Origin of the sequence: Rhodovulum viride (genome assembly GCF_003265965.1) — a bacterium.
Taxonomy (GTDB): domain Bacteria; phylum Pseudomonadota; class Alphaproteobacteria; order Rhodobacterales; family Rhodobacteraceae; genus Rhodovulum; species Rhodovulum kholense.
In genome coordinates this window covers 69,906-91,478 of the sequence record NZ_MUAV01000017.1, presented here as the reverse complement: position 1 = coordinate 91,478, position 21,573 = coordinate 69,906, and the positions used below count along the sequence as shown (strand labels likewise).

The following is a 21,573-nucleotide window of genomic DNA, read 5'->3' as shown; positions in this document are numbered from 1 at the left end:
GCGTCATCGTGCTTCGCTCTCCTGCCGCCTGTCCCGCCGGTTCGGGCGAGGCCCGCCCTGCCGACGACACGGCCTGCCATTCGATATGTTGTGCGGCTATGTAGCGAAGCGCAAAGCGGCAGGGTCAAGGGCGCTTTTGCGGCGTCCGGGGGGCTGTCAGGCCGGGGTGACGGGTTTGCTTGATTTTTGGGCATCCTGCCGCCCGAGGCGCATACCGGCAGGGCCCGGCGGATGCGCTCCGCAGCGGTGGCGCTTCTCGCGGCCTTTCCCCTGTGACGGGGACGACCGCGCGGCTTCACCCAGCCGGGGGCCTTTGCGGCCGCCCCGGGGCTCAGGTCACATCAGGTGGCCGGATTTCTCGGCCTTGACGGCAAGATAGCGGGCATTCTCGGGCGTGTGACCGACCTTGAGGGGGACGCGTTCGGTCACCGCGATCCCGCGCGCGCGCATCATCTCGATCTTGGCGGGGTTGTTGGTCATCAGGCGGACCGCCGAAAACCCCATCTCGCGCAGGATCGCCGCGCCGATCCGGAAATCGCGCTCGTCATCCTCGAAGCCCAGCCGGTGATTGGCCTCGACCGTGTCGAAGCCCTGATCCTGCAGCGAATAGGCCCGCATCTTGTTGGCAAGCCCGATGCCGCGCCCCTCCTGATTGAGATACAGAAGCACGCCCGCGCCTTCTGAACCCATCTGCGCCAGCGCGGTCCTGAGCTGCGCGCCGCAATCGCATTTGAGACTGCCCAGCAGATCGCCGGTGAAACAGGCCGAATGCAGCCGGGCCAGGACCGGTTCGGCCCGGGGCGGGGTGCCGATCTCGACCGCGTAATGTTCCTCGCTGCCATCGGCCGGGCGGAAGACATGAAGCCGCCCCGCCTTCGACACCTCGAGCGGCACCCGGGCCGAGACCACCTCGGCCAGCGCGGTGCCTTCGGCGCGGGCCAGCGCCGCCTCGTCGAGGGTGACGCGGGTCAGCCCCTCGGCCCCGGCCAGCGTGTCGGGCGCCGTCACCTCGACCGCCAGCACCGCAGGCAGCAGCCGGGCCGATTTCGCCAGGGCGATGGCCGCGCGATGGGCCTCGGCCTCGCCGCCCCGGGCCGAGGCGAAGGGGCCGAGCATCGGCTTGTCGAGATCGTCGGCCGGGTCGGCCACGGCGCGCACCCAGTCGGTGCCGACCCCGGCCGGCAGCAGCAGCCGGGCCAGATCGCCGTCATAGGGCCGCGCCTTGAGCGTTTCGGCCCGGCGCGCGGTGATCGCCAGAACCGGCCTGCCGCCGAGCGCGCGCAGCGCCTCCAGCCGATCGGGCGTCAGGGTCTCGGCCGCGACGACGACCAGCGGCCCGACCACGACCGGGACCCCCATCCTCAGATCGCCGCGGGCGCGGGCCAGTCGTTCGGTGCTGCCGGGGCCAAGACGCATGAGCCATTCCTTTCCTTCGGGCGGGTTAAGCCACAGTTCCGGGAGATTTGAAACAATTCCCTTCCCGGCCACACGCTTGCGTGAGAACCCTGTCGCAAATCTTGAGCCATCCGAAGGCGGCGACATCTGAGCCCAAGAGATTGCGGAGGACCCGATGAGCACTCTGAAAAAGATCCTTCTGGTGGACGACGAGACCGACCTGCGCGAGGCGCTGAGCGAGCAACTGGTGATGACCGAGGATTTCGACGTCTTCGAGGCCGGAAGCGGGGTCGAGGCGATGGAGAAGGCCCGCGCGGCGATCTACGACCTGGTGATCCTCGATGTGGGGCTGCCCGATACCGACGGGCGCGAATTGTGCCGCCTGATGCGCAAGCAGGGGGTCAAATGCCCGATCCTGATGCTGACCGGCCACGATACCGATGCCGACACCATTCTGGGGCTCGATTCGGGCGCGAACGATTATGTGACCAAACCCTTCAAGTTTCCGGTGCTGCTGGCCCGCATCCGGGCGCAACTGCGCCAGCACGAACAGTCCGAGGACGCGGTGTTCCAGCTGGGACCCTATACCTTCAAGCCCGCGATGAAGATGCTGATCACCGAAGACGACCGCAAGATCCGCCTGACCGAAAAGGAAACCAATATCCTGAAGTTCCTTTACCGCGCCTCGGAGGGCGTGGTGGCGCGCGATGTGCTTCTGCACGAGGTCTGGGGGTATAATGCCGGGGTGACGACGCATACGCTGGAAACCCATATCTACCGGCTGCGCCAGAAGATCGAGCCCGATCCGTCCAATGCCCGGTTGCTGGTGACCGAATCCGGCGGCTACCGCCTGGTTGCCTGAGGACCGGCCGGTCGGCGTGCCTGTCGGCGCCCCTTTCGCACCCGGAGCGGTGGCTTTTGGTCTTGTGGCCGCGCGCAGGTTGCGCAATTCTTCCACCATGTCGGGGCAATGGACCTGTTTTTTCGGCATTCTATGTGCCCTTCTCCAGATCGGTCCGGCCGCGGAGGCCGCGACCGACATTCCCGGCTACTGGTCCGTGCTTCCCGGCTGGCAGTCCTGGCAGGTGCCCAGCGCCTATCAGGTCGGGTTCGAGGGGTCTTCCGAACTGGCGGTCGCCTGCGGGCCCGAGGGGCAGCCGGTAATGGGGGTGCTGGCCGACGGGACAGACCTGCCCGACGGCGCGTTCGAACGCCCGGCCAAGATCGGCGAGCGGCATTTCCTGATCGCCTGGACCGGGCAGGCGGGCCTGGCGCTGGCCCGCCCCGATGCCGAGTTCCTGACCGCGATGCGCAGCGGCTCGACGCTGGTGCTGTACGACTATCAGGGCGCGCCGGTCGATTTCCGTCTGAGCGGCGCGGCCGAGGCGCTTGATTCCGCTCTGGCGGGCTGCCCGCCGCCGCATCCGGCGCGGCCGGATCCCGCGGCGATGCGGCGCGCGCTGGACGAGACCCTGCAGGCACGGACCGACCGCGAATGTCGCGCGCTGGGCCGCGACGGCGCCGAGATCGGCGCCGGGGCGGTGCGCGAGCGGCTGTTGCCCGGATCCAACTATCCCGAGGTCTCGGTCGATTTCGGCTATGTCTCCTGCCGCGAGGGCCTGCGGCTCCATCGCGATTTCTGCACAGAGGCGGGCTGCGCCCATCAGCGCTATCTGCCCGGCGCCTCGGCCTATGTCCTGATCGAGAACGGCGACCCCGACTAGGCGCAGGCTTCGGCTTGAGCCCCGGGGCGGCGCCGTCTAGGGTCGCGTCCGGCGCGCCGCCGCGCAAAGCCCGTCCGGACAAGGAGACCCCGATGCCCTTCACGCTTGCCACCTGGAATATCAATTCGGTGCGGCTGCGTGCCCCGCTGGTCGCTCGTCTGATGGAAGAGCAGGCGCCCGACATCCTTTGTCTGCAGGAATGCAAGTGTCCGGTCGAGAAGCTGCCGCTCGAGGTCTTCGCGCCGCTGGGCTACACCCATGTCGTTGCGCGCGGGCAGAAGGGCTATAACGGCGTCGCGATCCTGTCGAAGCTGCCGCTCGAGGATGCGGGCTCGGTCGATTTCGCCGGGCTCGGCCAGGCCCGCCATGTCGCGGCGCGGCTGGAAAACGGCGTGCTCCTGCACAACTTCTACGTCCCCGCCGGCGGCGATGTGCCCGACCGCGCGGTCAACGAGAAATTCGCCCAGAAGCTCGACTTTCTCACCGAAATGCGGGACGCCTTCCGGACCAGCCGCCCGGAACGGTCGATCCTGGTCGGCGATCTCAACATCGCGCCGGGCGAAGACGATGTCTGGTCGCACAAGCAGCTTCTGAAGATCGTCAGCCACACGCCCGTAGAGGTCGATCATCTGGCCGCGGCGCAGGAGGCGGGCGGCTGGGTGGACGTGACCCGCGCCCATATCCCCGAGGGCAAGCTTTATTCCTGGTGGTCCTACCGGGCGCGCGACTGGGACGCGGCCGACAAGGGGCGGCGGCTCGATCATGTCTGGGCGACCCCCGATATCGCGGACGCGGCCGAGGACAGCCGCATCCTGCGCCCGGTGCGGGGCTGGGACCAGCCTTCGGATCACGTGCCGGTCCTTGCGCGGTTCGATCTCTAGGTCTTCGCCCTTGGGTTTTGCGGCGGACCGCCTCATATATTGCGAAACGCTCTGACGGACGGAGACGGAGACAATGCTGGAACTGGGTGGCAAGGCTGCGGGGACGGACGGGGCACCGGAGGCCCTGATCAAGGACGTCACCGAGGCGACCTTCATGGCGGATGTGATCGACGCCTCGCATGAGGTGCCGGTGATCGTCGATTTCTGGGCGACCTGGTGCGGCCCCTGCAAGACGCTGGGGCCGATGCTGGAAAAGGCGGTGACCGAAGCCGGCGGCAAGGTGCGGATGGCCAAGGTCGATGTGGACCGCAACCAGACCATCGCGGCGCAGCTTCGCATACAGTCGATCCCGACGGTCTATGCCTTCTATCAGGGACAGCCGGTCGACGGCTTCCAGGGCGCTCTGCCCGGGTCCGAGGTGCAGGCTTTTGTCGACCGGGTGGCGGCGATCGCGGGCGACGGCGGGCTGGCCGAAGCGGTCGCCGCGGCCGAAGAGCTTCTGGCCGAAGGGGCCGCGGTCGAGGCCGCGCAGACCTTCGCCGCGATCCTCGGCGAGGACCCGAAGAACGCGCCCGCCTATGCCGGGCTCGCCCGCGCGCATCTGGCGCTGGGCGAGATCGATCAGGCCGAACAGTTCCTCGAGGCGGTGCAGCCCGAGATCGCCCGCGCGCCCGAGATCGAAGCCGCACGCGCCCAGGTCGCGCTGGCGCGCCAGGCGGCCGAGGCCGGACCGGTGGCCGAGCTGCGCGCGGCAGTCGATCACGACCCCGACAACCATCAGGCGCGGTTCGAACTGGCCAAGGCGCTGCATGCCGGCGGCGAGGTCGAGGCGGCGGTGGACGAGTTGCTGGAACTGTTCCGTCGCGACCGCGAGTGGAATGACGGTGCCGCGAAAGCCCAGCTTTTCACCATCTTCGAAGCGCTGAAGCCGCAGAATCCCATCGTCCTGAAAGGCCGCCGGAAACTGTCGTCGATGATATTTGCCTGACGGATGGCGCGGCCTAGCTTCTCGGGCATGTTCTCAGCGGTCGACCTGCCCGAAACCATTCCCGTTTTCCCGTTGCCTGGGGCGCTCTTGCTGCCTCGGGCGCGGCTCCCCCTGCATATTTTCGAGCCGCGCTATCTGGCGATGCTCGACGATACGCTGAAGACCTCGCATCGGCTGATCGGTATGGTGCAGCCGCGCGAGGTGCCCGGCTCGGACGAGCGGAAGCTGCATGCGATCGGCTGCGCCGGCCGCGTGACCGCCTTTTCCGAGACCGAGGACGGGCGCTACATGCTGACCCTGTCGGGGATTTCGCGGTTCCGGATCACCCGCGATCAGGCCGGGTTCACGCCCTATATCCGGGCCGATGTCGCCTGGGACGGGTTCGGGCGCGATCTCGGCCCCGGAGAGGACGATCCGGGCTTCGACCGCGAGGCTTTTCTCAAGCTGCTCGGCCGGTTCTTCGCCAGCCGCGGCCTTTCGACCGACTGGGACAGCCTGCGCGAGGCCGAGGACGAATTGCTGATCAGCTCTCTGTCGATGCTTTGCCCCTTCGCGCCGGAGGACAAGCAGGCGCTGCTGGAGGCGCCGTCGCTTTCGACGCGGCGCGAGACCCTTGTGACCCTCATCGAATTTGCCCTACGAAGCGGCAACGACGAGGAGAAGATGCAATGAACGACATGACCCAAGCCGACCGGAAGATGCTTGAATCCCTGGTCTGCCCGGTGACCCACGGACCCCTGGCCTATGATGCGGACCGCCAGGAGCTGGTGTCGAAGTCGGCCGGACTGGCCTTTCCGATCCGCGGCGGGATTCCGATCATGCTGGTCGACGAGGCGCGGCGGCTCGACTGAGCGGCCACGCCGGGTCTCGGCCTCGATTTTTCTGCGAAAAATCGCGCCCGGGGCCTATCGTGGGCTGGGCCATCCAGGCTTTCGCGGGACCTTGACCGCCAGCATCGGCTTGATCAGCGGGCTGGCGAAACGGTCCAGATCGAGCGCCTCATGCACGCCCACCATCTCTTCGCCGAACACCTTCGTGCGGATCGCCGACCGGCAATAGAAGGGCGCATCCAGCATGTCGTGCACCTGCCGGGGCGTGTAGCCGGGATCGGCCCGCGTTTCGCGCCGGACCAGCCATTTCGACCTGGCAAACCGTGTGCGCGGCGGGGCCTCGACCACCTCGGCCCGGCCGTCCGCGTCGAAATGCACGCCGACCGCCAGCTCGGACCCGTCCCGCACCGAGGCGTCGTAAAAGCACCAGGCGCCGTTCGCCTTGCTCGGGAAGCGGCCCCAGGTCCAGTAGCTGAAATCGTCCTCGAGCGCCGCTGTGCCGAAATTCGCGTCGAAATAGCCGTGCCCGGTCCATTGCCAGCCCGGCTGGTTCAGGTCCACCTCGATCTCGGAGGACGGCGCGAAGGGCCGCCAGACATGGCTGCCATCGGCCTTGAGCGGCAGTTCGACCCCGGTCACGGCCGAGGGTGTGACCGTCACCCGACCCTTGAGCCGGCCCAGATGCGGCCAGGTCATCTCGTCGATGTCGAAGATGAGCTTGCCGCCGGCCCAGGTCAGCTTGGACGGCCCCACCTGGAACGTGTTCTTCGTCTGGTGCAGGGCCGCGCGGCCCCGGTCGGTCATGGTCCAGCGCCCGCCCGGCCCATAGGTCGCGACGTTGATGCAGCAATGGTTTTCCGGGCTTTTCCGGCCCGACCAGCGGTACCACGGCGAGAAGACCGAGCCGATGAACGAGATGATCGAGATCGACCGCTCGCCGTCATGGCTCAGGCCGTCGACATACCACCACGCATAGCCGTTTGCGGGGACGTCGAGGGCGAAGCACGGTCCGTCAAGATCGCCTCGGCCGCGTGCCGTCCGGAGAGGGTTGCCATCGGGATGCCCGCGCCGGGATGCGTCCCGCCCCCCGCCAGATAGAGCCCCGCGACCCTGGTCCGCGCCGTCGGCCGCTTCAGTGCGGCCGTCAACCCGTGCGGGCTCCGCCCGTAGAGGGAACCGTCCGAGGCCGGAAACAGCTTCGCGAACTGGCGCGGCGTCGTCAGCGCCTGGACCCCCGGCCTCGGGTCGAAGGTCAGCCCGAAGCGGGCCAGTGTCTGGAAGGTGCGTGTCCGGCACGTCTCTTTCTCCTCGTCGGTCGGGTCCGTCCCGTCTGCCGCGGGCGGGCCGTTCATGATGATCTCGAACCGTTCGAGCCCCTCGGGGTTGCGGCCGGTGCCGCGGTCCTGGGCGCAGATGTAAAGCGTCGGGTCCTCGGGCATCTCGCCCCGGGCGATAGGATCGAATTCGGCATGCGCGTCGTCGCAGAAGAAGACGTTGTGGTGAACCATCTCGGGGCCGTGCGGTTCCGCGGCATAGGACCACACATAGGCCGACAGGCTGCGCGGGCGGACCGCGTCGGGGGCCACGGTTTCGCGCAGGCCCTCGCCCAGCAGTCCGGCTGCGAGCGCCGCCGGATCGCCGTTGAAGACCACCACATCGGCCGGAAGGCGAGCGCCGCTGTCCAGATGCACCGCCGCTGCCGCGCCCTGCTGGATCTCGATCCGGGTGGCGCGGCTGCCGAAGGTGAAGCGCACGCCCTTGTCATGGGCCAGCTGTTCCAGCGCGCGGGCCAGCCGGTGCATGCCGCCCTCGACCCGCCAGACGCCCTGTTCCTCGGCATGCCAGATCAGCGACAGCAGCGCGGGCGACTGGAACGGTGAGCCGCCGACATAGGTCGCGTAGCGCCCGAAGAGCTGGGCCAGCCGCCGGTCGGAAAACGCCTTGCCCAGCGCCTGTGCGAGGCTTCGCTGCGGCGCCATGTCGAGCGCCAGCCAGGGATGGGTCAGCACATGCCGGGTCAGCGCGCCTTGCGAGGGTTCGGCCGCGCGCATCATCGGCGCGTCGAAGGCGTTGTAAAGCCGCTCGGACCGGCGGCAGAAGGCGCGGAACTCCTTTTCCGCCCGCGCACCTGCGAACCGGCCCACCGCATCGGCGCTTTGCTCGCGCGAGGCGAAAAGATCGAGCGTCGATCCGTCGGGCCACCAGTGCCGCGCCAACACCTCTTCGCGGTGCAGTGTGACGTAATCGACAGCCGCGCGCCGACGCTGTCGAAGAGTTCCTCGAAGACCGGGCGCAGGGTCATCACCGTGGGGCCGGCGTCGACCGGGCCCGCGTCGCTGGCGAAGGTGCGCATCTTGCCGCCAGGCACCGGCGCGCGGTCGACGACCTCGACCTCATACCCGCCATGGGCCAGCCGGATCGCGGCTGAAAGCCCGCCCATCCCCGCCCCGATCACGACGACTTTTCCCGCAGATCCGGCCATTTTTGATCCACCTCAAGGAATGTTGACTCGGGACCATAGACTGTCCACCCTGATTTACAATCGTGAATGTCTCGCCGTCCTGACAGCTGCGTGGAGGGGCGGCGGACCAAGCATTGGAGAGCCGTTCATGGACATTTCGGCGCGAATCGAGGCCGCGATGCGGCAGGCGATTGCCGAGGGGCAGGCAGGGGCCGCGCCCGGCAAACTGGCATCGGCCTTCGAATATGCCCTGACGCCCGGCGGCGCCCGCATTCGTCCGACGATCTGCCTCAATGTGGCGCGCGCCTGCGGCGACGACCGCCCGGCGCTGGCCGATGCCGCCGCCATTTCCATCGAGCTGATCCATTGTGCGAGCCTCGTGCATGACGACATGCCCTGTTTCGACGATGCCGACATCCGCCGCGGCAAGCCCGCGCTGCACAAGGCCTATGGCGAGCCGCTGGCGCTTTTGACCGGCGACAGCCTGATCGTGGCGGGCTTCGAGGTGATCGCGCGCGCTGCCCACCACGACTGTGCCCGCGCGGTCGAACTGATCCGCATCCTCGGCCAGCGCACTGGCATGCCCTATGGCATCTGCGCGGGGCAGGGCTGGGAAAGCGAGGATCAGATCGACCTTTCCGCCTATCACCGGGCCAAGACCGGGGCGCTGTTCATCGCCGCGACCAGCATGGGCGCGGTGGCGGCAGGCCAGCCGGCCGAGCCCTGGGAAGAGTTGGGCGACCGCATCGGCGAGGCTTTCCAGGTGGCCGACGATCTGAAGGACGCGCTGCTCGACGCCGAAGAGATGGGCAAGCCCGCCGGTCAGGACGAGGCCCATGGCCGCCCCAGCGCCGTGACCGAGCTGGGCGTCGAGGGCGCGGTGCAGCGGTTCCGGGACATCCTTTCGGGCGCCATCGCCTCGATTCCCTCCTGTCCGGGCGAGGCCGATCTGGCGCAGATGGTGCGCCACATGGCCGAACGGCTGATCCCCGAACCCGCGCGTCTGCCCGCAGAATGACCGACACCGTTTCGGGGACCGGGCCCGCGCGGCCAAGCGGGTTCAGCTGGCGTCGCTGGCGCAATCGCAAGATCGCGGACCGCGGTTTTCAGAGCTGGGCCAGCCGCTTTCCGTTGACACGGGGCCATGTCCGCTGCGAGGGCGAGCGGATGTTCGATCTGGTCTCGGGCTTCGTCTACAGCCAGGTTCTGTGGGCCGTGGTCGAGCTTGATCTGCTGGAGGCCACCTGCGACGAGGCGCAAAGCCTTGCGGCGCTGGCCCATCGCGCGGCGATTCCGGTCGACCGGATGGAGGCGCTGATGCAGGCGGGCGTCGCGCTTGGGCTGTTCGACCGGGTGGGGCCCGGCTATCAGCTGTCGGCGCTGGGCGCCGCGCTGATGGGCGCGCCGGGCGTGGTCGACATGATCCGCCATCACGACGTCTTCTATCGCGACATGCAGGATCCGCTTGCGGTGCTGCGCGGCGAGAAAGAGACCGAACTGGCGCGATTCTGGCCCTATGTCTTCGGGGCCGGGGCTGCGGAAAACCCCGAAACCGCCCAGCGCTATTCGAAGCTCATGGCCGACAGCCAGGCGCTGGTCGCCGAAGAAACCCTGCGCGCGATCCGGTTCGACGGGGTCACCCGGCTGATGGATGTGGGCGGCGGCACCGGCGCCTTTCTGGCGGCGGTGGGGGCGGCCTGTCCCGATCTGAAGATGACGCTGTTCGACCTGCCCGCCGTGGTGCCGGCCGCCGAAGAGCGGTTCCGAGCGCTGGGCATGGCCGACCGCGTGACGGTGCGGGGCGGCAGCTTCCGCGACGATCCGCTGCCCGAGGGCGCCGACGCGGTGTCGCTGGTCCGGGTCTGCTACGACCATGCCGACGAGACGGTCATGGCGCTGATGCGCAAGATCCTCGACGCCCTTCCGCCGGGCGGCCGGTTGGTCGTTTCCGAGCCGATGGCGGGCGGCGCGCATCCCAATCGGTCGGGCGACGCATATTTCGCATTCTACTGCATGGCGATGGGAACCGGCCGCGCGCGGTCCCCGGAGCGCCTGGCGGAAATGATGAAAGAGGCCGGATTCCAAGGGGTTGAGATGCCCCGGACCCACCGGTCCTATGTCACGTCGGTTGTGGTGGGCCGAAAGCCCGGGGCGACATAATGCTCGGCCCAAGCTGTCTAAAAAAGTTGACACTTGGGCCTGTCTAAATAAACTGACAAGAGCCAATCACCAATGAGTGAGTCCCGCCCAAGCGGGCAAGCGTCAGGAAGGGAAATGTCCATGGAGACGACGGCGGTCATCCTCCGGGGGCCCCGGGAAATCGGCCTCGGGAAACTCGGCCTGACGGCGCCCGGACCGAAGGACCTGGTGGTGGAGATTTCCCATTCCGGCATTTCCACCGGCACCGAGAAGCTCTTCTATACCGGCAACATGCCCCCCTTTCCGGGGATGGGCTATCCGCTGGTCCCGGGCTACGAGGCCGCGGGCGAAGTGATCGAGGCCGGGTCCGAGACCAACTTCAAGGTGGGCGAACACATCTTCGTCCCCGGCGCCAACTGCTATGAAGGCGCGCGCGGCCTGTTCGGCGGCTCGGCCCGGCGGCTGGTCACCGATGCCAGCCGCGTGACCCGGATCGACCCCGGCCTCGGGCCGGAAGGCGCGTTGCTGGCGCTGGCCGCGACCGCGCGCCATGCGCTGGCCGGTGTCGACAAGAAGATGCCCGAACTGATCGTCGGCCATGGCGTCCTCGGCCGCCTGCTGGCGCGTCTGACCATCGCCGCCGGCGCCCCCGCGCCCACCGTCTGGGAAATCAATCCCGACCGGCAGGGCGGCGCGATGGGCTACGAGGTGCTGCACCCCGATAACGACCCGCGCCGCGACTATCGCACGATCTATGACGCCTCGGGCGTCGGCTCGCTGCTCGATATGCTGATCACCCGCATCGCCAAGGGCGGCGAGGTGGTTCTGGCCGGGTTCTATACCGATCCGATTTCCTTCGCCTTCCCGCCCGCCTTCATGAAGGAGGCCCGGCTGCGCATTGCCGCCGAATGGGAACGCGAGGACCTGATTGCAACGCGCCAGCTCGTGGAATCGGGCGCGCTGTCGCTGGGGGAACTGATTACCCACAGCGTCCCGGCGGAAAAGGCCGCAGAAGCCTACGAAACCGCCTTCAACGATCCTGCCTGTCTGAAAATGATCCTGAACTGGGGAGCCGTTCATGACGCTTGACGTCCCGAATATCAAAGACATCGACCAGCGCCTGCGTGACGAAGCCAACGAGCCGCTGGACGAAATCCCCGTGACCGAGCCGACCAAGAAGACGCAGATCATCGCGATCTATGGCAAGGGCGGCATCGGCAAGTCCTTCACGCTGGCGAACCTCTCGAACATGATGGCCGAAATGGGCAAGCGCGTCCTCTTGATCGGCTGCGATCCCAAATCGGACACCACGTCGCTTCTGTTCGGCGGCAAGGCCTGCCCGACCATCATCGAGACCTCGACCAAGAAGAAGCTCGCGGGCGAAGAGGTCGCCATCGGCGATGTCTGCTTCAAGCGCAACGGCGTCTTCGCGATGGAACTGGGCGGACCCGAGGTCGGTCGCGGCTGCGGCGGGCGGGGCATCATCCACGGCTTCGAGCTGCTGGAAAAGCTGGGCTTTCATGACTGGGATTTCGACTATGTGCTGCTCGACTTCCTGGGCGACGTGGTCTGCGGTGGCTTCGGCCTGCCGATCGCCCGCGACATGGCCCAGAAGGTGATTCTGGTCGGGTCGAACGACCTGCAATCGCTGTACGTCGCCAACAACGTCTGCTCGGCAGTGGAATATTTCCGCAAGCTCGGCGGCAACGTGGGCGTCGCGGGGCTGGTCATCAACAAGGATGACGGCACCGGCGAGGCGCAGGCCTTTGCCAAGGCGGTCGATATCCCGGTTCTGGCGGCGATCCCGCAGGACGAGGAGCTGCGCCGGAAATCGGCCAACTACCAGATCGTCGGCACCCATGACGGCCCTTGGGGCGAACTCTTCGCCGGGCTTGCCTCGGCCGTGGCCGAGGCGCCGCCGATCCGTCCGGCGCCGCTGACCAATGACGGTCTGCTGGGGCTGTTCGCCCCCGAGGATGTGGGCGCCGATTTCGAGCTGCAACCGGCGACCGATGCTGACATGCGCGGCAAGAACGCCAAGCCCAAGAAATCTCTCGAAGTGGTCTATGACGATGTTTGATCTCAACCAGATGTCCCGCTGGGACAACGTGCTTGAGGCCCTCTCGCATCACGACGAGGACCATGAACCCGCGGAAATCGCAGAAGTCCAGGAGGCGCCGGCCGTCGAGGCGGCCGCGCCCTCGCGCGAACTGGAGGACGCATGACCGAAGAGGTCAGATATGACGAGGCCCACACCGCAGAGGTGATCGAGGGCACGCCCCGGGAGCCCGGAAACGCTCCTGAAGGCGCCGACCCTCGTCTGGGCGATGGCATGGGGTGCCATGCCGGAGCGGCCGAGATGGAGAAGGCGGCCCGCGCGGCGGGCGCCTCGGACATCCTCGACCAATATGCAAAGGACTATCCGCAAGGCCCGCACGACCGGCCGCAAAGCATGTGCCCGGCCTTCGGCAGCCTCCGGGTGGGGCTTCGGATGCGCCGTGTGGCGACCGTGCTGTCGGGCTCGGCCTGCTGCGTCTACGGGCTGTCCTTCGTGTCCCACTTCTACGGGGCGCGGCGGTCCATCGGCTATGTGCCGTTCAGTTCCGAAACGCTGGTCACCGGCAAGCTGTTCGAGGATATCCGCGACGCGGTGCACGAGCTGGCCGACCCCGACCGCTATGACGCGGTGGTGGTGACCAATCTCTGCGTGCCGACCGCCTCGGGCGTGCCGCTCCGGCTTCTGCCCGACGAGATCAACGGCGTGCGAATCGTCGGCATCGACGTGCCGGGATTCGGCGTGCCGACCCATGCCGAGGCCAAGGACGTTCTAGCGGGCGCGATGCTGAACTACGCCCGCAAGGAAATCGAGGCCGGTCCCGTTGCTGCCCCCGAAGGCGGCGTCTCGGATCGTCCGACCGTGACCCTTCTGGGCGAGATGTTCCCGGCCGATCCCATCGTGATCGGGCAGATGCTCGACCCGCTGGGGCTGGCTTGTGGCCCGGTCGTCCCGGCCCGCGAATGGCGCGAGCTTTACGCCGCGCTCGACTGCGGCGCGGTGGCGGCGATCCATCCGTTCTATACTGCCGCCATGCGTGAATTCGACGCGGCAGGTCGCCCGATAGTTGGGTCGGCCCCGGTGGGACATGATGGCACAGCCGCCTGGCTGGCCAATATCGGCGACGCCTTCGGGCTGCCCGCCGACACGGTCGCCAAGGCCCAGAACATGTTCCTGCCCGCCATCCGTGGCGCGCTGGCCGGTGCCCCGGTCAAGGGCACGATCACGCTGTCGGGCTATGAGGGCTCGGAGCTGCTGGTGGCCCGTCTGCTGATCGAGTCCGGCGCGAATATTCCTTATGTCGGAACGGCTTGCCCCAAAACGAAGCAAGCCGAGGCCGACCGGGACTGGCTCGAATCGAAGGGCGTCAAGGTGGTCTTCCGGGCCTCTCTGGAAGACGACAAGGCGGCGGTCGACGCGATCAAACCCGATCTGGCCGTCGGCACCACGCCCGTGGTGCAGCACGCCAAGGAGCTGGGCATTCCGTCGCTCTACTTCACGAATCTCATCTCGGCCCGTCCGCTGATGGGTCCGGCGGGCGCGGGCAGCCTTGCGCAAGTGGTAAACGCGGCCATTGCGAACAAGGGACGCATGGCGTCGATGAAGGAATTCTTCGAAGGTGTCGGCGAGGGAGACACTGCGGGGGTGTGGGAAGGAGATCCGAATCTCCACCCAGAGTTCCGCGCTCTCCATCAGAAGAAACTGGACAAGAAACGTCGCGCCGAGAAGGCGCAGGAGATGATCTGATGCTGGTCTTGGATCACGACAGGGCAGGGGGGTACTGGGGCGCAGTCTATGCGTTCTGTGCCACCAAAGGCCTGCAAGTGGTGATCGACGGGCCGGTCGGCTGCGAGAATCTGCCGGTCACCTCCGTCCTTCACTATACCGACGCGCTGCCCCCGCATGAGCTGCCCATCGTCGTCACCGGTCTGGGTGAGGAAGAACTGGGCCGCGAGGGCACCGAGGGCGCGATGAAACGCGCCTGGAAGACGCTCGATCCCGCGCTTCCGGCGGTGGTCGTCACCGGGTCCATCGCCGAGATGATCGGCGGCGGCGTCACGCCCCAGGGCACCAATATCCAGCGCTTCCTGCCGCGCACCATCGACGAGGATCAATGGGAAGCGGCGGACCGGGCGATGACCTGGATCTTCACCGAATTCGGCATGACCAAGGGCCGGATGCCGCCCGAGAAGCCGCGCGAAGAAGGGGCCAAGCCCCGCGTGAACATCCTCGGGCCGATGTATGGCGTCTTCAACATGCCCTCGGACCTCGCCGAGATCCGGCGTCTGGTCGAAGGCATCGGCGCCGAGGTCAACATGGTGATGCCGCTCGGCGCCCATGTGGCCGAGATGCGGAACCTGGTGAATGCCGACGTGAACGTCGTGATGTATCGCGAGTTCGGCCGGGGTCTCGCCGAGGTTCTGGGCAAGCCCTATCTGCAGGCGCCCATCGGAATCGATTCGACGACGAAGTTCCTGCGCAAGCTGGGCGAGATGCTGGGGCTCGACCCCGAGCCCTTCATCGCGCGCGAAAAGCACTCGACGATCAAGCCGGTCTGGGACCTGTGGCGGTCTGTCACGCAGGACTTCTTTGCGACGGCCAGCTTCGCCATCGTCGCGAACGAGACATATGCGCGCGGCGTCCGGCACTTCCTCGAGGCCGATCTGGGTCTGCCCTGCGCCTTTGCAGTGGCCCGCAAACGCGGCGCAAAGACCAACAATGCCGAGGTTCGCGCGCTGATGGGGCAGAAACGGCCGCTGGTCGTCTTCGGCTCGATCAACGAAAAGATCTATCTCGCCGAGCTGTCCGCCGGTCACGGCCCCAAGCCCGCCTTCATCCCCGCCGGGTTCCCCGGTGCGGCGATCCGGCGCGCGACGGGCACCCCCTTTATGGGGTACGCCGGTGCGACGTATCTGGTTCAGGAAGTGTGCAATTCCTTGTTCGACGCGCTCTTCCATATCCTTCCGCTCGGGACCGAGATGGACTCGGCCTCCGCAACGCCTACCCGGCTTCGCCGCGACTTCCCCTGGGACCAGGATGCCCAGGCGCTGCTCGACCGTATCGTGGCCGAGCACCCGGTGCTGACCCGCATCTCTGCCGCGAAATCCCTGCGCGACGCCGCCGAGAAGGCCGCGCTTGAGCAAGGGGCCGAGCGCGTTGTTCTCGAGACCGTCGAGGCGCTTGCGCCCGCCGGCTTCGCCCGCCCTTCTTCGAAAGGAGAGTCGAAATGACTGACCAGACTTCCGACGTCCACCTGGTACGTGCCCATCGCCCGCCGAAAGCGGAGTTCATGGTCTATTTCGCAATTATCTTCATCGCCGCGCTGCCGCTGGCCTTCATCGCCTCCTTCCTGGCGATGGTCCGGCAGGGCGACCTGAAGACCAAGGGGCCGATCGCCCGCGCCTGGAGCCAGGCGCGGATCATCACCCCCATGATTTTCTCTGCCTGAAAAGGTGGAGTTCCGAAATTCGCCCACCCCCCGGTTGGGCGAATAGCTGGCAGGGATAAAACCTTGTCGGGACCCGGCCGCCGGGGTGCGCGGCATCAGTCTGACGATCCGGAGGAAAGTTAATGGCTGAATCTGACGTGTCGTTCACCGGTCTGACCGACGAGCAGGCGCAAGAAATTCACGCTGTCTACATGAGCGGGCTTTGGCTGTTCTCGGCCGTCGCCGTTCTGGCTCACCTGGCAGTGTACATCTGGCGCCCGTGGCTCTGAGAAGAGGACCTGAGAAATGGCTAAATTCTACAAGATCTGGATGATCTTCGACCCCCGTCGCGTGCTCGTTGCGCAGGGCGTCTTCCTGTTCCTGCTGGCTGTGATGATTCACCTCGTCCTGCTCAGCACGGACTACTTCAACTGGCTGACCATCGCCGCCGAGAAAGCCGCTGGCGCGTAAGCGTCCTCGTGGCTTCCGGATGTGAGCAGTCGGAAGTGACACCAAACGCTGCGGGCGGGAGCCCCGATCTCCCGCCCGCGGCAATCTCAAGAACAAGGACGGCTGAGGCCCGGACGGACACGGCCGCCATTTGCGGAGACAGACGATGGCACTGCTCAGTTTTGAGAGAAAGTATCGCGTCCGTGGAGGGACGCTCATCGGTGGCGATCTGTTCGACTTTTGGGTGGGGCCTTTCTTTGTGGGCTTCTTCGGAGTGACGACGATCTTCTTCGCCACCCTCGGAACCGCCATGATCTTCTGGGGCGCCGCGCTTCAGGGGACATTCAACCCGCTGAAGATCCACATCGCGCCGCCGGATCTCAGCTACGGGCTCAGCATCGCGCCGCTCGCCGAGGGCGGGCTTTGGCAATTCATCACGCTCTGCGCTATCGGCGCGTTCGTGAGCTGGGCTCTTCGCGAAGTGGAGATCTGCCGCAAGCTCGGCATCGGCTACCACATTCCGATCGCCTTCAGCGTGGCGATCTTCGCCTATGTGACGCTGCAAGTGTTCCGCCCGATGTTGATGGGCGCCTGGGGGCATGCGTTCCCCTATGGCATCTTCACCCATCTCGACTGGGTGTCGAACACCGGCTACCACTACCTGCACTTCCACTATAACCCGTTCCACATGCTGGGCGTGTCGCTGTTCTTCGCCACCTGTCTGGCGCTCGCGCTGCATGGTGGTCTGATCCTGTCGGCCTGCAACCCCGAAAAGGGTGAAGAGGCGAAAACGCCGGATCACGAAGACAGCTTCTTCCGTGACCTCATCGGCTATTCGATCGGGACGCTCGGGATCCACCGCGCCGGCTGGCTTCTGGCCATCAACGCGGTCTTCTTCTCGGCGGTCTGCATCATCATCTCCGGTCCGCTCTGGACCGAGGGCTGGCCCGAATGGTGGACCTGGTGGAGCAACCTGCCGATCTGGCCCGAAGCCATTCCGGCTGTCCAGGGGAGCATGTAACCATGGCTGAATATCAGAACATCTTCACCCAGGTGCAGGTCCAGGGTCCCGGCGACTGGGGCATGGACAACGAGAACAACATGATGGAAGAGCGTGCCGCCGGTATCGGCCACTTCTCCATCCTCGGTTGGCTCGGCAATGCGCAGCTCGGCCCGATCTATCTGGGCTATACCGGTGTGATCTCGGTGATCGCGGGCGCCTTCGCGTTCCTCATCATCGGGCTCAACATGCTGGCCCAGGTCGACTGGTCGCTGGTGCAGTTCCTGCGTCAGGGCTTCTGGCTGGCGCTTGAGCCGCCCTCGCCGGAATACGGCCTGCGCATTCCGCCGCTGAAGGAAGGCGGCTGGTACATGGTCGCCAGCTTCTTCCTGCTGATCTCGGTCTGGGCCTGGTGGGCACGGACCTACATGCTCGCCGTCGAGCACAAGATGGGCAAGCACATTGCCTGGGCGTTCCTGTCGGCGATCTGGCTGTTCATGGTGCTGGGCTTCTTCCGCCCGCTGCTGATGGGCTCCTGGTCGGAAATGGTGCCCTACGGCATCTTCCCGCACCTCGACTGGACCACCGCCTTCTCGATCCGGTACGGCAACCTCTACTACAACCCGTTCCACGCGCTCTCGATCGCGTTCCTCTACGGTTCGGCCCTGCTCTTCGCGATGCATGGCGGCACCATCCTCGCCGTGACCCGCTTCGGCGGCGACCGCGAGCTGGAGCAGATCTACGACCGCGGGACCGCGTCCGAGCGTGCCGCCCTGTTCTGGCGCTGGACCATGGGCTTCAACGCCACCATGGAAGGCATCCACCGCTGGGCGTGGTGGTTCGCCGTTCTGACCCCGCTGACCGGCGGGATCGGCATCCTGCTCACGGGCACTGTCGTCGACAACTGGTTCATCTGGGCCCAGGAGCACAACTTCGTCACGGAGTACACCCAGCCCTACGGCATTGACGCCTATGTCGGGCAAGGAGGCTGATCATGCTTAAGTTCCCGAAATGGTTCTTCAAATGGAGTGAGGAGAACCCGACCGACCTGATGGGTCCGGCGATCCTCGTGGGGACTGTGGGCGGTGCAGTGGCCGTGGCTGCGATCATCGTGGCCTTCGGCAACCCGAATGCCACCATCGACCAGCAGACCGGCCCCCGCGGCATCGGCATGGCGGTGTCCAAGTTCGTCAAGGACAACCCGCAGTTTGATGTCTACGAGGCCGAGTACCAGGTCTTCGACCGGGTCGAGGCGCCGGAAGGCACCCCGACCGCGGCCGAGGCCTACGGCGACAGCGTCATCGCCTTCGGCGACATGGACCAGGCCAACTTCGACCAGCTCACCAAGGCGATGAGCGCCTGGGTCGGCATGGATGTGGTGCTTTACGACAATGGCGAGGTCGATCAGACCACGCTGGCGATCACCAAGAACTGCATCGAGGCGACCCAGTACCTCAACGACTCGTGGGACACGCATAACCTTGCCTCCGAAGGCAAGGGCGTGAACTGCTACACCTGCCACCGGGGTCAGCCGACCCCTCCCGGCTCGTGGATGAAGTCCGGCAATGTCAACAGCGCCATGGAAAGCTGGTCCGGTGTGCAGAACCGCCTGATGGTGGGTCGCAAGTACACCGACAGCCAGTTCACCTCGCTGCCGGTGGATGCGCTGGAAAAACTGCTGCTTGACGGCGAGACCATCAAGGTCACCGACACCGAAAGCCGCGTCGACCAGCAACCGGGCGACCCGACCTGGCAGAATGCCGAGCGCACCTACAGCCTGATGAACCATCAGGCCAACGCGCTGAACGTCGGCTGCGTCTACTGCCACAACACCCGGGCCTTCTACGACCCGACCCAGGTGACGCCGCAATGGTCGGTGACGACTCTGGCGCAGCAAATGTCGATCGACATGAACCAGACCTATTACGAGCCCCGCTCGGAGATCCTGGGGCATGAATCGGCCAAGATCGACTGCATGACCTGCCACATGGGCGTCATCAGCCCGCTGAACGGCAAGAACATGGTCGCCGAATGGCCCGAGCTGGCCGCTCCGGCGGAATGATCTGACTTCGAAGGGGCGGCGCGCGAGAGCCGCCCCTTCCCCTCATCGGGTCCCTGGCGGGGCCCGGTATTCGGGGCCTCCACACCCCGGTTCCCTTCCTGTCAGACACAGGACACTGGCGCCGTGTGGGGAACAGACCACACGGCGCTTTTTTTCAAACTGGAAACGCGCGGGAGACGACCCATGACAGTCAAGCCTCCGACCCCGATTCTGGACCGTGTCGCCGGTCCGGCCGATCTCAAGGGCATGAGCCAGACCGACCTGACGCTGCTGGCGCGGGACCTCCGCGAAGAGGTCATCTCGGTCGTCGCCCAGACCGGCGGGCATCTGGGCTCGTCGCTGGGGGTCGTCGAACTGACGGTCGCGCTTCATGCTGTCTTCAACACGCCTTTCGACAAGCTGGTCTGGGACGTCAGCCACCAGTGCTATCCGCACAAGATCCTCACGGGGCGCCGCGACCGCATGCACACGCTGCGTCAGGGCGGCGGGCTGGCCGGGTTCTGCAAGCGCACGGAAAGCGAATACGATGCCTTCGGCGCGGGCCATTCCTCGACCTCGATCTCGGCCGCGCTCGGCTTTGCCGTCGGCCGCGACATGGGCCAGCCCACGGGCGACGCCATCGCCGTGATCGGCGACGGCTCGATCAGCGCGGGCATGGCCTATGAGGCGCTGAACAACGCGGGCCATGAAAAGCGCCGCCTGTTCGTGATCCTGAACGACAACGAGATGTCCATCGCCCCGCCCGTGGGCGCGATGTCGAAATATCTCTCTGGGCTCTATCACGAGACGCCGCTGGGCAAGCTCAAGGACATGGCCGAGGATTTCGAGGCGGCCCTTCCCGGCCCGATCCGCGAGGGCGCCCGCCGCGCGCGTCAGCTGGTCACCGGCTTCCCCGGCGGCGGCACGCTCTTCGAGGAACTGGGTTTTGACTATATCGGCCCGATCGACGGCCATGACATGGGCCAGCTGCTGACGGTGCTGCGCGCCGCCCGGGCGCGGGCCTCGGGGCCGGTGCTGATCCATGTCTGCACGGTCAAGGGCAAGGGCTACAAACCGGCCGAAAGCTCGGCCGACCGCGGCCATGGCGTGGCGAAATTCGACGTGGCCTCGGGCGCGCAGAAGAAAAGCTCCAGCAACGCGCCCTCCTACACCAAGGTCTTCGGCCAGACCTTGACCGACGAAGCCGCGCGCGACGCCAAGATCGTCGGCGTCACCGCGGCGATGCCCTCGGGCACCGGGCTCGACATCCTGCAGAGCCGTTTCCCGAAACGGGTCTTCGATGTGGGCATTGCCGAACAGCACGCGGTGACCTTCGCGGGCGGCATGGCGGCCTCGGGGCTGAAACCCTTCGTCGCGATCTATTCGACCTTCCTGCAGCGGGGCTATGACCAGATCGTCCATGACGTGGTGCTGCAGAAGCTGCCGGTCCGCTTCTGCGTCGATCGCGCCGGGCTGGTGGGCGCCGACGGTTCGACCCATGCGGGCGCCTTCGACGTGGCCTTCCTGTCGAACCTGCCGGGCATGGTGGTGATGGGCGCGGGCGACGAGGCCGAGCTTCGCCACATGGTCGCGACCGCCGCGGCCTATGACGAGGGCCCGATCTCGTTCCGCTATCCGCGCGGCGAAGGGATGGGCGTCGAGATGCCCGAGCGCGGGCAGATCCTCGAGATCGGCAAGGGCCGTGTCGTGCGCGAAGGCAGCAAGGTCGCGCTTCTGTCCTTCGGGGCGCCGCTGGTCGACTGCCTGGCCGCGGCCGACGCGCTGGAGGCGCGGGGCGTTTCCGTCACCGTCGCCGATGCGCGCTTTGCCAAGCCCCTCGATACCGATCTGATCGCCCGACTGGCGAAAGAGCACGAGGCGCTGATCACCGTCGAGCATGGCGCCGAGGGCGGCTTCGGCGCGCTCGTCCTGCACTGGCTGGCCCGGACCGGGCGGCTGGATCGCGGGCTGGCGATCCGGACCATGACGTTGCCCGATGCCTTCATCGAACAGGGCAGCCCGGCCGAGATGTATGCCGAGGCGCAGCTGACCGCGCAGGACATCGCCGCGACGGCGCTGCAAGCCCTGGGTGTCGCGCCCGGCCAGTTCGGCCAGGCCAGCGCCTGAACCATTATCTCTCCGCGAAGGGGCCTCGTCCGGGAAACCGGGCGGGGCCCTTCC

Annotated in this window: 22 protein-coding genes and 1 pseudogene; 20 read left to right on the top strand and 3 right to left on the bottom strand. The window is 66.7% G+C overall.

Going from position 1 to position 21,573, the window contains the following annotated elements:
* Window positions 1–336 precede the first annotated feature (336 nt).
* Window positions 337–1,416: a GTP cyclohydrolase II gene (gene ribA, locus BYZ73_RS14615; protein ID WP_112316508.1), complete on the bottom strand. Its 1,080-nt coding sequence runs from the start codon at window positions 1,414–1,416 to the stop codon at window positions 337–339.
* A gap of 154 nt (window positions 1,417–1,570) precedes the next feature.
* Here ribA and BYZ73_RS14610 point away from each other — a divergent pair, with 154 nt between their 5' ends.
* The 6 genes from BYZ73_RS14610 (at window position 1,571) to BYZ73_RS14585 (ending at window position 5,839) form a co-directional block, all read left to right on the top strand.
* Window positions 1,571–2,257, top strand: a complete 687-nt coding sequence (locus BYZ73_RS14610) for a response regulator transcription factor (protein WP_108028263.1) — start codon at window positions 1,571–1,573, stop codon at window positions 2,255–2,257.
* 49 nt (window positions 2,258–2,306) lie between these two features.
* Complete coding sequence (locus tag BYZ73_RS14605; RefSeq protein ID WP_146746306.1) at window positions 2,307–3,119, top strand: hypothetical protein; 813 nt, start codon at window positions 2,307–2,309, stop codon at window positions 3,117–3,119.
* Between the two features lie 92 nt (window positions 3,120–3,211).
* Window positions 3,212–4,000 carry an exodeoxyribonuclease III gene (locus BYZ73_RS14600; RefSeq protein ID WP_112316506.1) on the top strand — a complete coding sequence of 263 codons (789 nt, stop codon included), beginning with the start codon at window positions 3,212–3,214 and terminating at the stop codon, window positions 3,998–4,000.
* 73 nt (window positions 4,001–4,073) lie between these two features.
* Window positions 4,074–4,988, top strand: a complete 915-nt coding sequence (trxA, locus tag BYZ73_RS14595) for a thioredoxin (protein WP_112316505.1) — start codon at window positions 4,074–4,076, stop codon at window positions 4,986–4,988.
* A gap of 27 nt (window positions 4,989–5,015) precedes the next feature.
* Window positions 5,016–5,660 (top strand): LON peptidase substrate-binding domain-containing protein, encoded by a 645-nt coding sequence (locus BYZ73_RS14590; RefSeq protein ID WP_170120334.1) that lies wholly within the window; start codon window positions 5,016–5,018, stop codon window positions 5,658–5,660.
* Entirely contained in the window at window positions 5,657–5,839 is a 183-nt protein-coding gene (locus BYZ73_RS14585; protein WP_215731169.1) for a Trm112 family protein, read from the top strand. Before BYZ73_RS14590 ends, BYZ73_RS14585 begins: the two co-directional genes overlap by 4 nt.
* A 54-nt stretch (window positions 5,840–5,893) precedes the next feature.
* Here BYZ73_RS14585 and crtC read toward each other — a convergent pair whose 3' ends face one another.
* A complete protein-coding gene (crtC, locus tag BYZ73_RS14580; protein WP_112316514.1) occupies window positions 5,894–6,769 on the bottom strand; it encodes a carotenoid 1,2-hydratase in 876 nt (291 codons plus the stop codon).
* Window positions 6,766–8,300 (bottom strand): annotated as a pseudogene (gene crtD, locus BYZ73_RS14575) (1-hydroxycarotenoid 3,4-desaturase CrtD). The gene crtC and the pseudogene crtD overlap by 4 nt, the downstream one beginning before the upstream one ends.
* Before the next feature lie 127 nt (window positions 8,301–8,427).
* Here crtD and BYZ73_RS14570 point away from each other — a divergent pair.
* From BYZ73_RS14570 to dxs, 14 genes are all read left to right on the top strand, one after another.
* Complete coding sequence (locus tag BYZ73_RS14570) at window positions 8,428–9,297, top strand: polyprenyl synthetase family protein (RefSeq protein WP_112316504.1); 870 nt, start codon at window positions 8,428–8,430, stop codon at window positions 9,295–9,297.
* Window positions 9,294–10,439, top strand: a complete 1,146-nt coding sequence (locus tag BYZ73_RS14565) for a methyltransferase (RefSeq protein WP_112316503.1) — start codon at window positions 9,294–9,296, stop codon at window positions 10,437–10,439. Before BYZ73_RS14570 ends, BYZ73_RS14565 begins: the two co-directional genes overlap by 4 nt.
* 120 nt (window positions 10,440–10,559) lie before the next feature.
* Window positions 10,560–11,507, top strand: a complete 948-nt coding sequence (gene bchC, locus BYZ73_RS14560; protein WP_108028271.1) for a chlorophyll synthesis pathway protein BchC — start codon at window positions 10,560–10,562, stop codon at window positions 11,505–11,507.
* Window positions 11,497–12,498, top strand: coding sequence for a chlorophyllide a reductase iron protein subunit X (locus BYZ73_RS14555; RefSeq protein WP_108028272.1), 1,002 nt, complete (start codon window positions 11,497–11,499; stop codon window positions 12,496–12,498). Before bchC ends, BYZ73_RS14555 begins: the two co-directional genes overlap by 11 nt.
* A 10-nt stretch (window positions 12,499–12,508) precedes the next feature.
* A complete protein-coding gene (locus tag BYZ73_RS24020) occupies window positions 12,509–12,643 on the top strand; it encodes a hypothetical protein (protein ID WP_281269484.1) in 135 nt (44 codons plus the stop codon).
* Entirely contained in the window at window positions 12,640–14,220 is a 1,581-nt protein-coding gene (bchY, locus tag BYZ73_RS14550) for a chlorophyllide a reductase subunit Y (RefSeq protein WP_112316502.1), read from the top strand. The genes BYZ73_RS24020 and bchY overlap by 4 nt, the downstream gene beginning before the upstream one ends.
* Window positions 14,220–15,704 carry a chlorophyllide a reductase subunit Z gene (gene bchZ / locus BYZ73_RS14545; RefSeq protein WP_112316501.1) on the top strand — a complete coding sequence of 495 codons (1,485 nt, stop codon included), beginning with the start codon at window positions 14,220–14,222 and terminating at the stop codon, window positions 15,702–15,704. Before bchY ends, bchZ begins: the two co-directional genes overlap by 1 nt.
* Complete coding sequence (gene pufQ / locus BYZ73_RS14540) at window positions 15,701–15,922, top strand: cytochrome PufQ (protein WP_075783880.1); 222 nt, start codon at window positions 15,701–15,703, stop codon at window positions 15,920–15,922. The genes bchZ and pufQ overlap by 4 nt, the downstream gene beginning before the upstream one ends.
* A gap of 122 nt (window positions 15,923–16,044) precedes the next feature.
* The gene (gene pufB / locus BYZ73_RS14535; RefSeq protein ID WP_042458389.1) at window positions 16,045–16,191 is read left to right on the top strand and encodes a light-harvesting antenna LH1, beta subunit; all 147 of its coding nucleotides are present in this window, start codon (window positions 16,045–16,047) and stop codon (window positions 16,189–16,191) included.
* Between the two features lie 16 nt (window positions 16,192–16,207).
* Window positions 16,208–16,372: a light-harvesting antenna LH1, alpha subunit gene (gene pufA / locus BYZ73_RS14530; protein ID WP_042458393.1), complete on the top strand. Its 165-nt coding sequence runs from the start codon at window positions 16,208–16,210 to the stop codon at window positions 16,370–16,372.
* Between the two features lie 145 nt (window positions 16,373–16,517).
* Window positions 16,518–17,372, top strand: coding sequence for a photosynthetic reaction center subunit L (pufL, locus tag BYZ73_RS14525; protein ID WP_075783879.1), 855 nt, complete (start codon window positions 16,518–16,520; stop codon window positions 17,370–17,372).
* Between the two features lie 2 nt (window positions 17,373–17,374).
* Complete coding sequence (pufM, locus tag BYZ73_RS14520; protein ID WP_108028275.1) at window positions 17,375–18,343, top strand: photosynthetic reaction center subunit M; 969 nt, start codon at window positions 17,375–17,377, stop codon at window positions 18,341–18,343.
* Between the two features lie 2 nt (window positions 18,344–18,345).
* Window positions 18,346–19,413: a photosynthetic reaction center cytochrome PufC gene (gene pufC, locus BYZ73_RS14515; RefSeq protein ID WP_108028276.1), complete on the top strand. Its 1,068-nt coding sequence runs from the start codon at window positions 18,346–18,348 to the stop codon at window positions 19,411–19,413.
* A gap of 183 nt (window positions 19,414–19,596) precedes the next feature.
* The gene (dxs, locus tag BYZ73_RS14510; protein WP_112316500.1) at window positions 19,597–21,519 is read left to right on the top strand and encodes a 1-deoxy-D-xylulose-5-phosphate synthase; all 1,923 of its coding nucleotides are present in this window, start codon (window positions 19,597–19,599) and stop codon (window positions 21,517–21,519) included.
* Window positions 21,520–21,573: the final 54 nt, after the last annotated feature.

Bases quoted from the DNA above. Each gene is read 5' to 3' on its own strand.
- BYZ73_RS14585 (WP_215731169.1), top strand. From the start codon at position 5,657: ATGAACGACATGACCCAAGCCGACCGGAAGATGCTTGAATCCCTGGTC.
- BYZ73_RS14570 (WP_112316504.1), top strand. From the start codon at position 8,428: ATGGACATTTCGGCGCGAATCGAGGCCGCGATGCGGCAGGCGATTGCC.
- BYZ73_RS14610 (WP_108028263.1), top strand. From the start codon at position 1,571: ATGAGCACTCTGAAAAAGATCCTTCTGGTGGACGACGAGACCGACCTG.
- bchC (WP_108028271.1), top strand. From the start codon at position 10,560: ATGGAGACGACGGCGGTCATCCTCCGGGGGCCCCGGGAAATCGGCCTC.
- BYZ73_RS14555 (WP_108028272.1), top strand. From the start codon at position 11,497: ATGACGCTTGACGTCCCGAATATCAAAGACATCGACCAGCGCCTGCGT.
- ribA (WP_112316508.1), bottom strand. From the start codon at position 1,416: ATGCGTCTTGGCCCCGGCAGCACCGAACGACTGGCCCGCGCCCGCGGC.
- pufC (WP_108028276.1), top strand. From the start codon at position 18,346: ATGCTTAAGTTCCCGAAATGGTTCTTCAAATGGAGTGAGGAGAACCCG.
- trxA (WP_112316505.1), top strand. From the start codon at position 4,074: ATGCTGGAACTGGGTGGCAAGGCTGCGGGGACGGACGGGGCACCGGAG.
- pufM (WP_108028275.1), top strand. From the start codon at position 17,375: ATGGCTGAATATCAGAACATCTTCACCCAGGTGCAGGTCCAGGGTCCC.
- pufB (WP_042458389.1), top strand. From the start codon at position 16,045: ATGGCTGAATCTGACGTGTCGTTCACCGGTCTGACCGACGAGCAGGCG.
- dxs (WP_112316500.1), top strand. From the start codon at position 19,597: ATGACAGTCAAGCCTCCGACCCCGATTCTGGACCGTGTCGCCGGTCCG.
- BYZ73_RS14600 (WP_112316506.1), top strand. From the start codon at position 3,212: ATGCCCTTCACGCTTGCCACCTGGAATATCAATTCGGTGCGGCTGCGT.
- BYZ73_RS14590 (WP_170120334.1), top strand. From the start codon at position 5,016: ATGTTCTCAGCGGTCGACCTGCCCGAAACCATTCCCGTTTTCCCGTTG.
- pufQ (WP_075783880.1), top strand. From the start codon at position 15,701: ATGACTGACCAGACTTCCGACGTCCACCTGGTACGTGCCCATCGCCCG.
- pufA (WP_042458393.1), top strand. From the start codon at position 16,208: ATGGCTAAATTCTACAAGATCTGGATGATCTTCGACCCCCGTCGCGTG.
- BYZ73_RS24020 (WP_281269484.1), top strand. From the start codon at position 12,509: ATGTCCCGCTGGGACAACGTGCTTGAGGCCCTCTCGCATCACGACGAG.
- pufL (WP_075783879.1), top strand. From the start codon at position 16,518: ATGGCACTGCTCAGTTTTGAGAGAAAGTATCGCGTCCGTGGAGGGACG.
- BYZ73_RS14565 (WP_112316503.1), top strand. From the start codon at position 9,294: ATGACCGACACCGTTTCGGGGACCGGGCCCGCGCGGCCAAGCGGGTTC.
- bchZ (WP_112316501.1), top strand. From the start codon at position 14,220: ATGCTGGTCTTGGATCACGACAGGGCAGGGGGGTACTGGGGCGCAGTC.
- bchY (WP_112316502.1), top strand. From the start codon at position 12,640: ATGACCGAAGAGGTCAGATATGACGAGGCCCACACCGCAGAGGTGATC.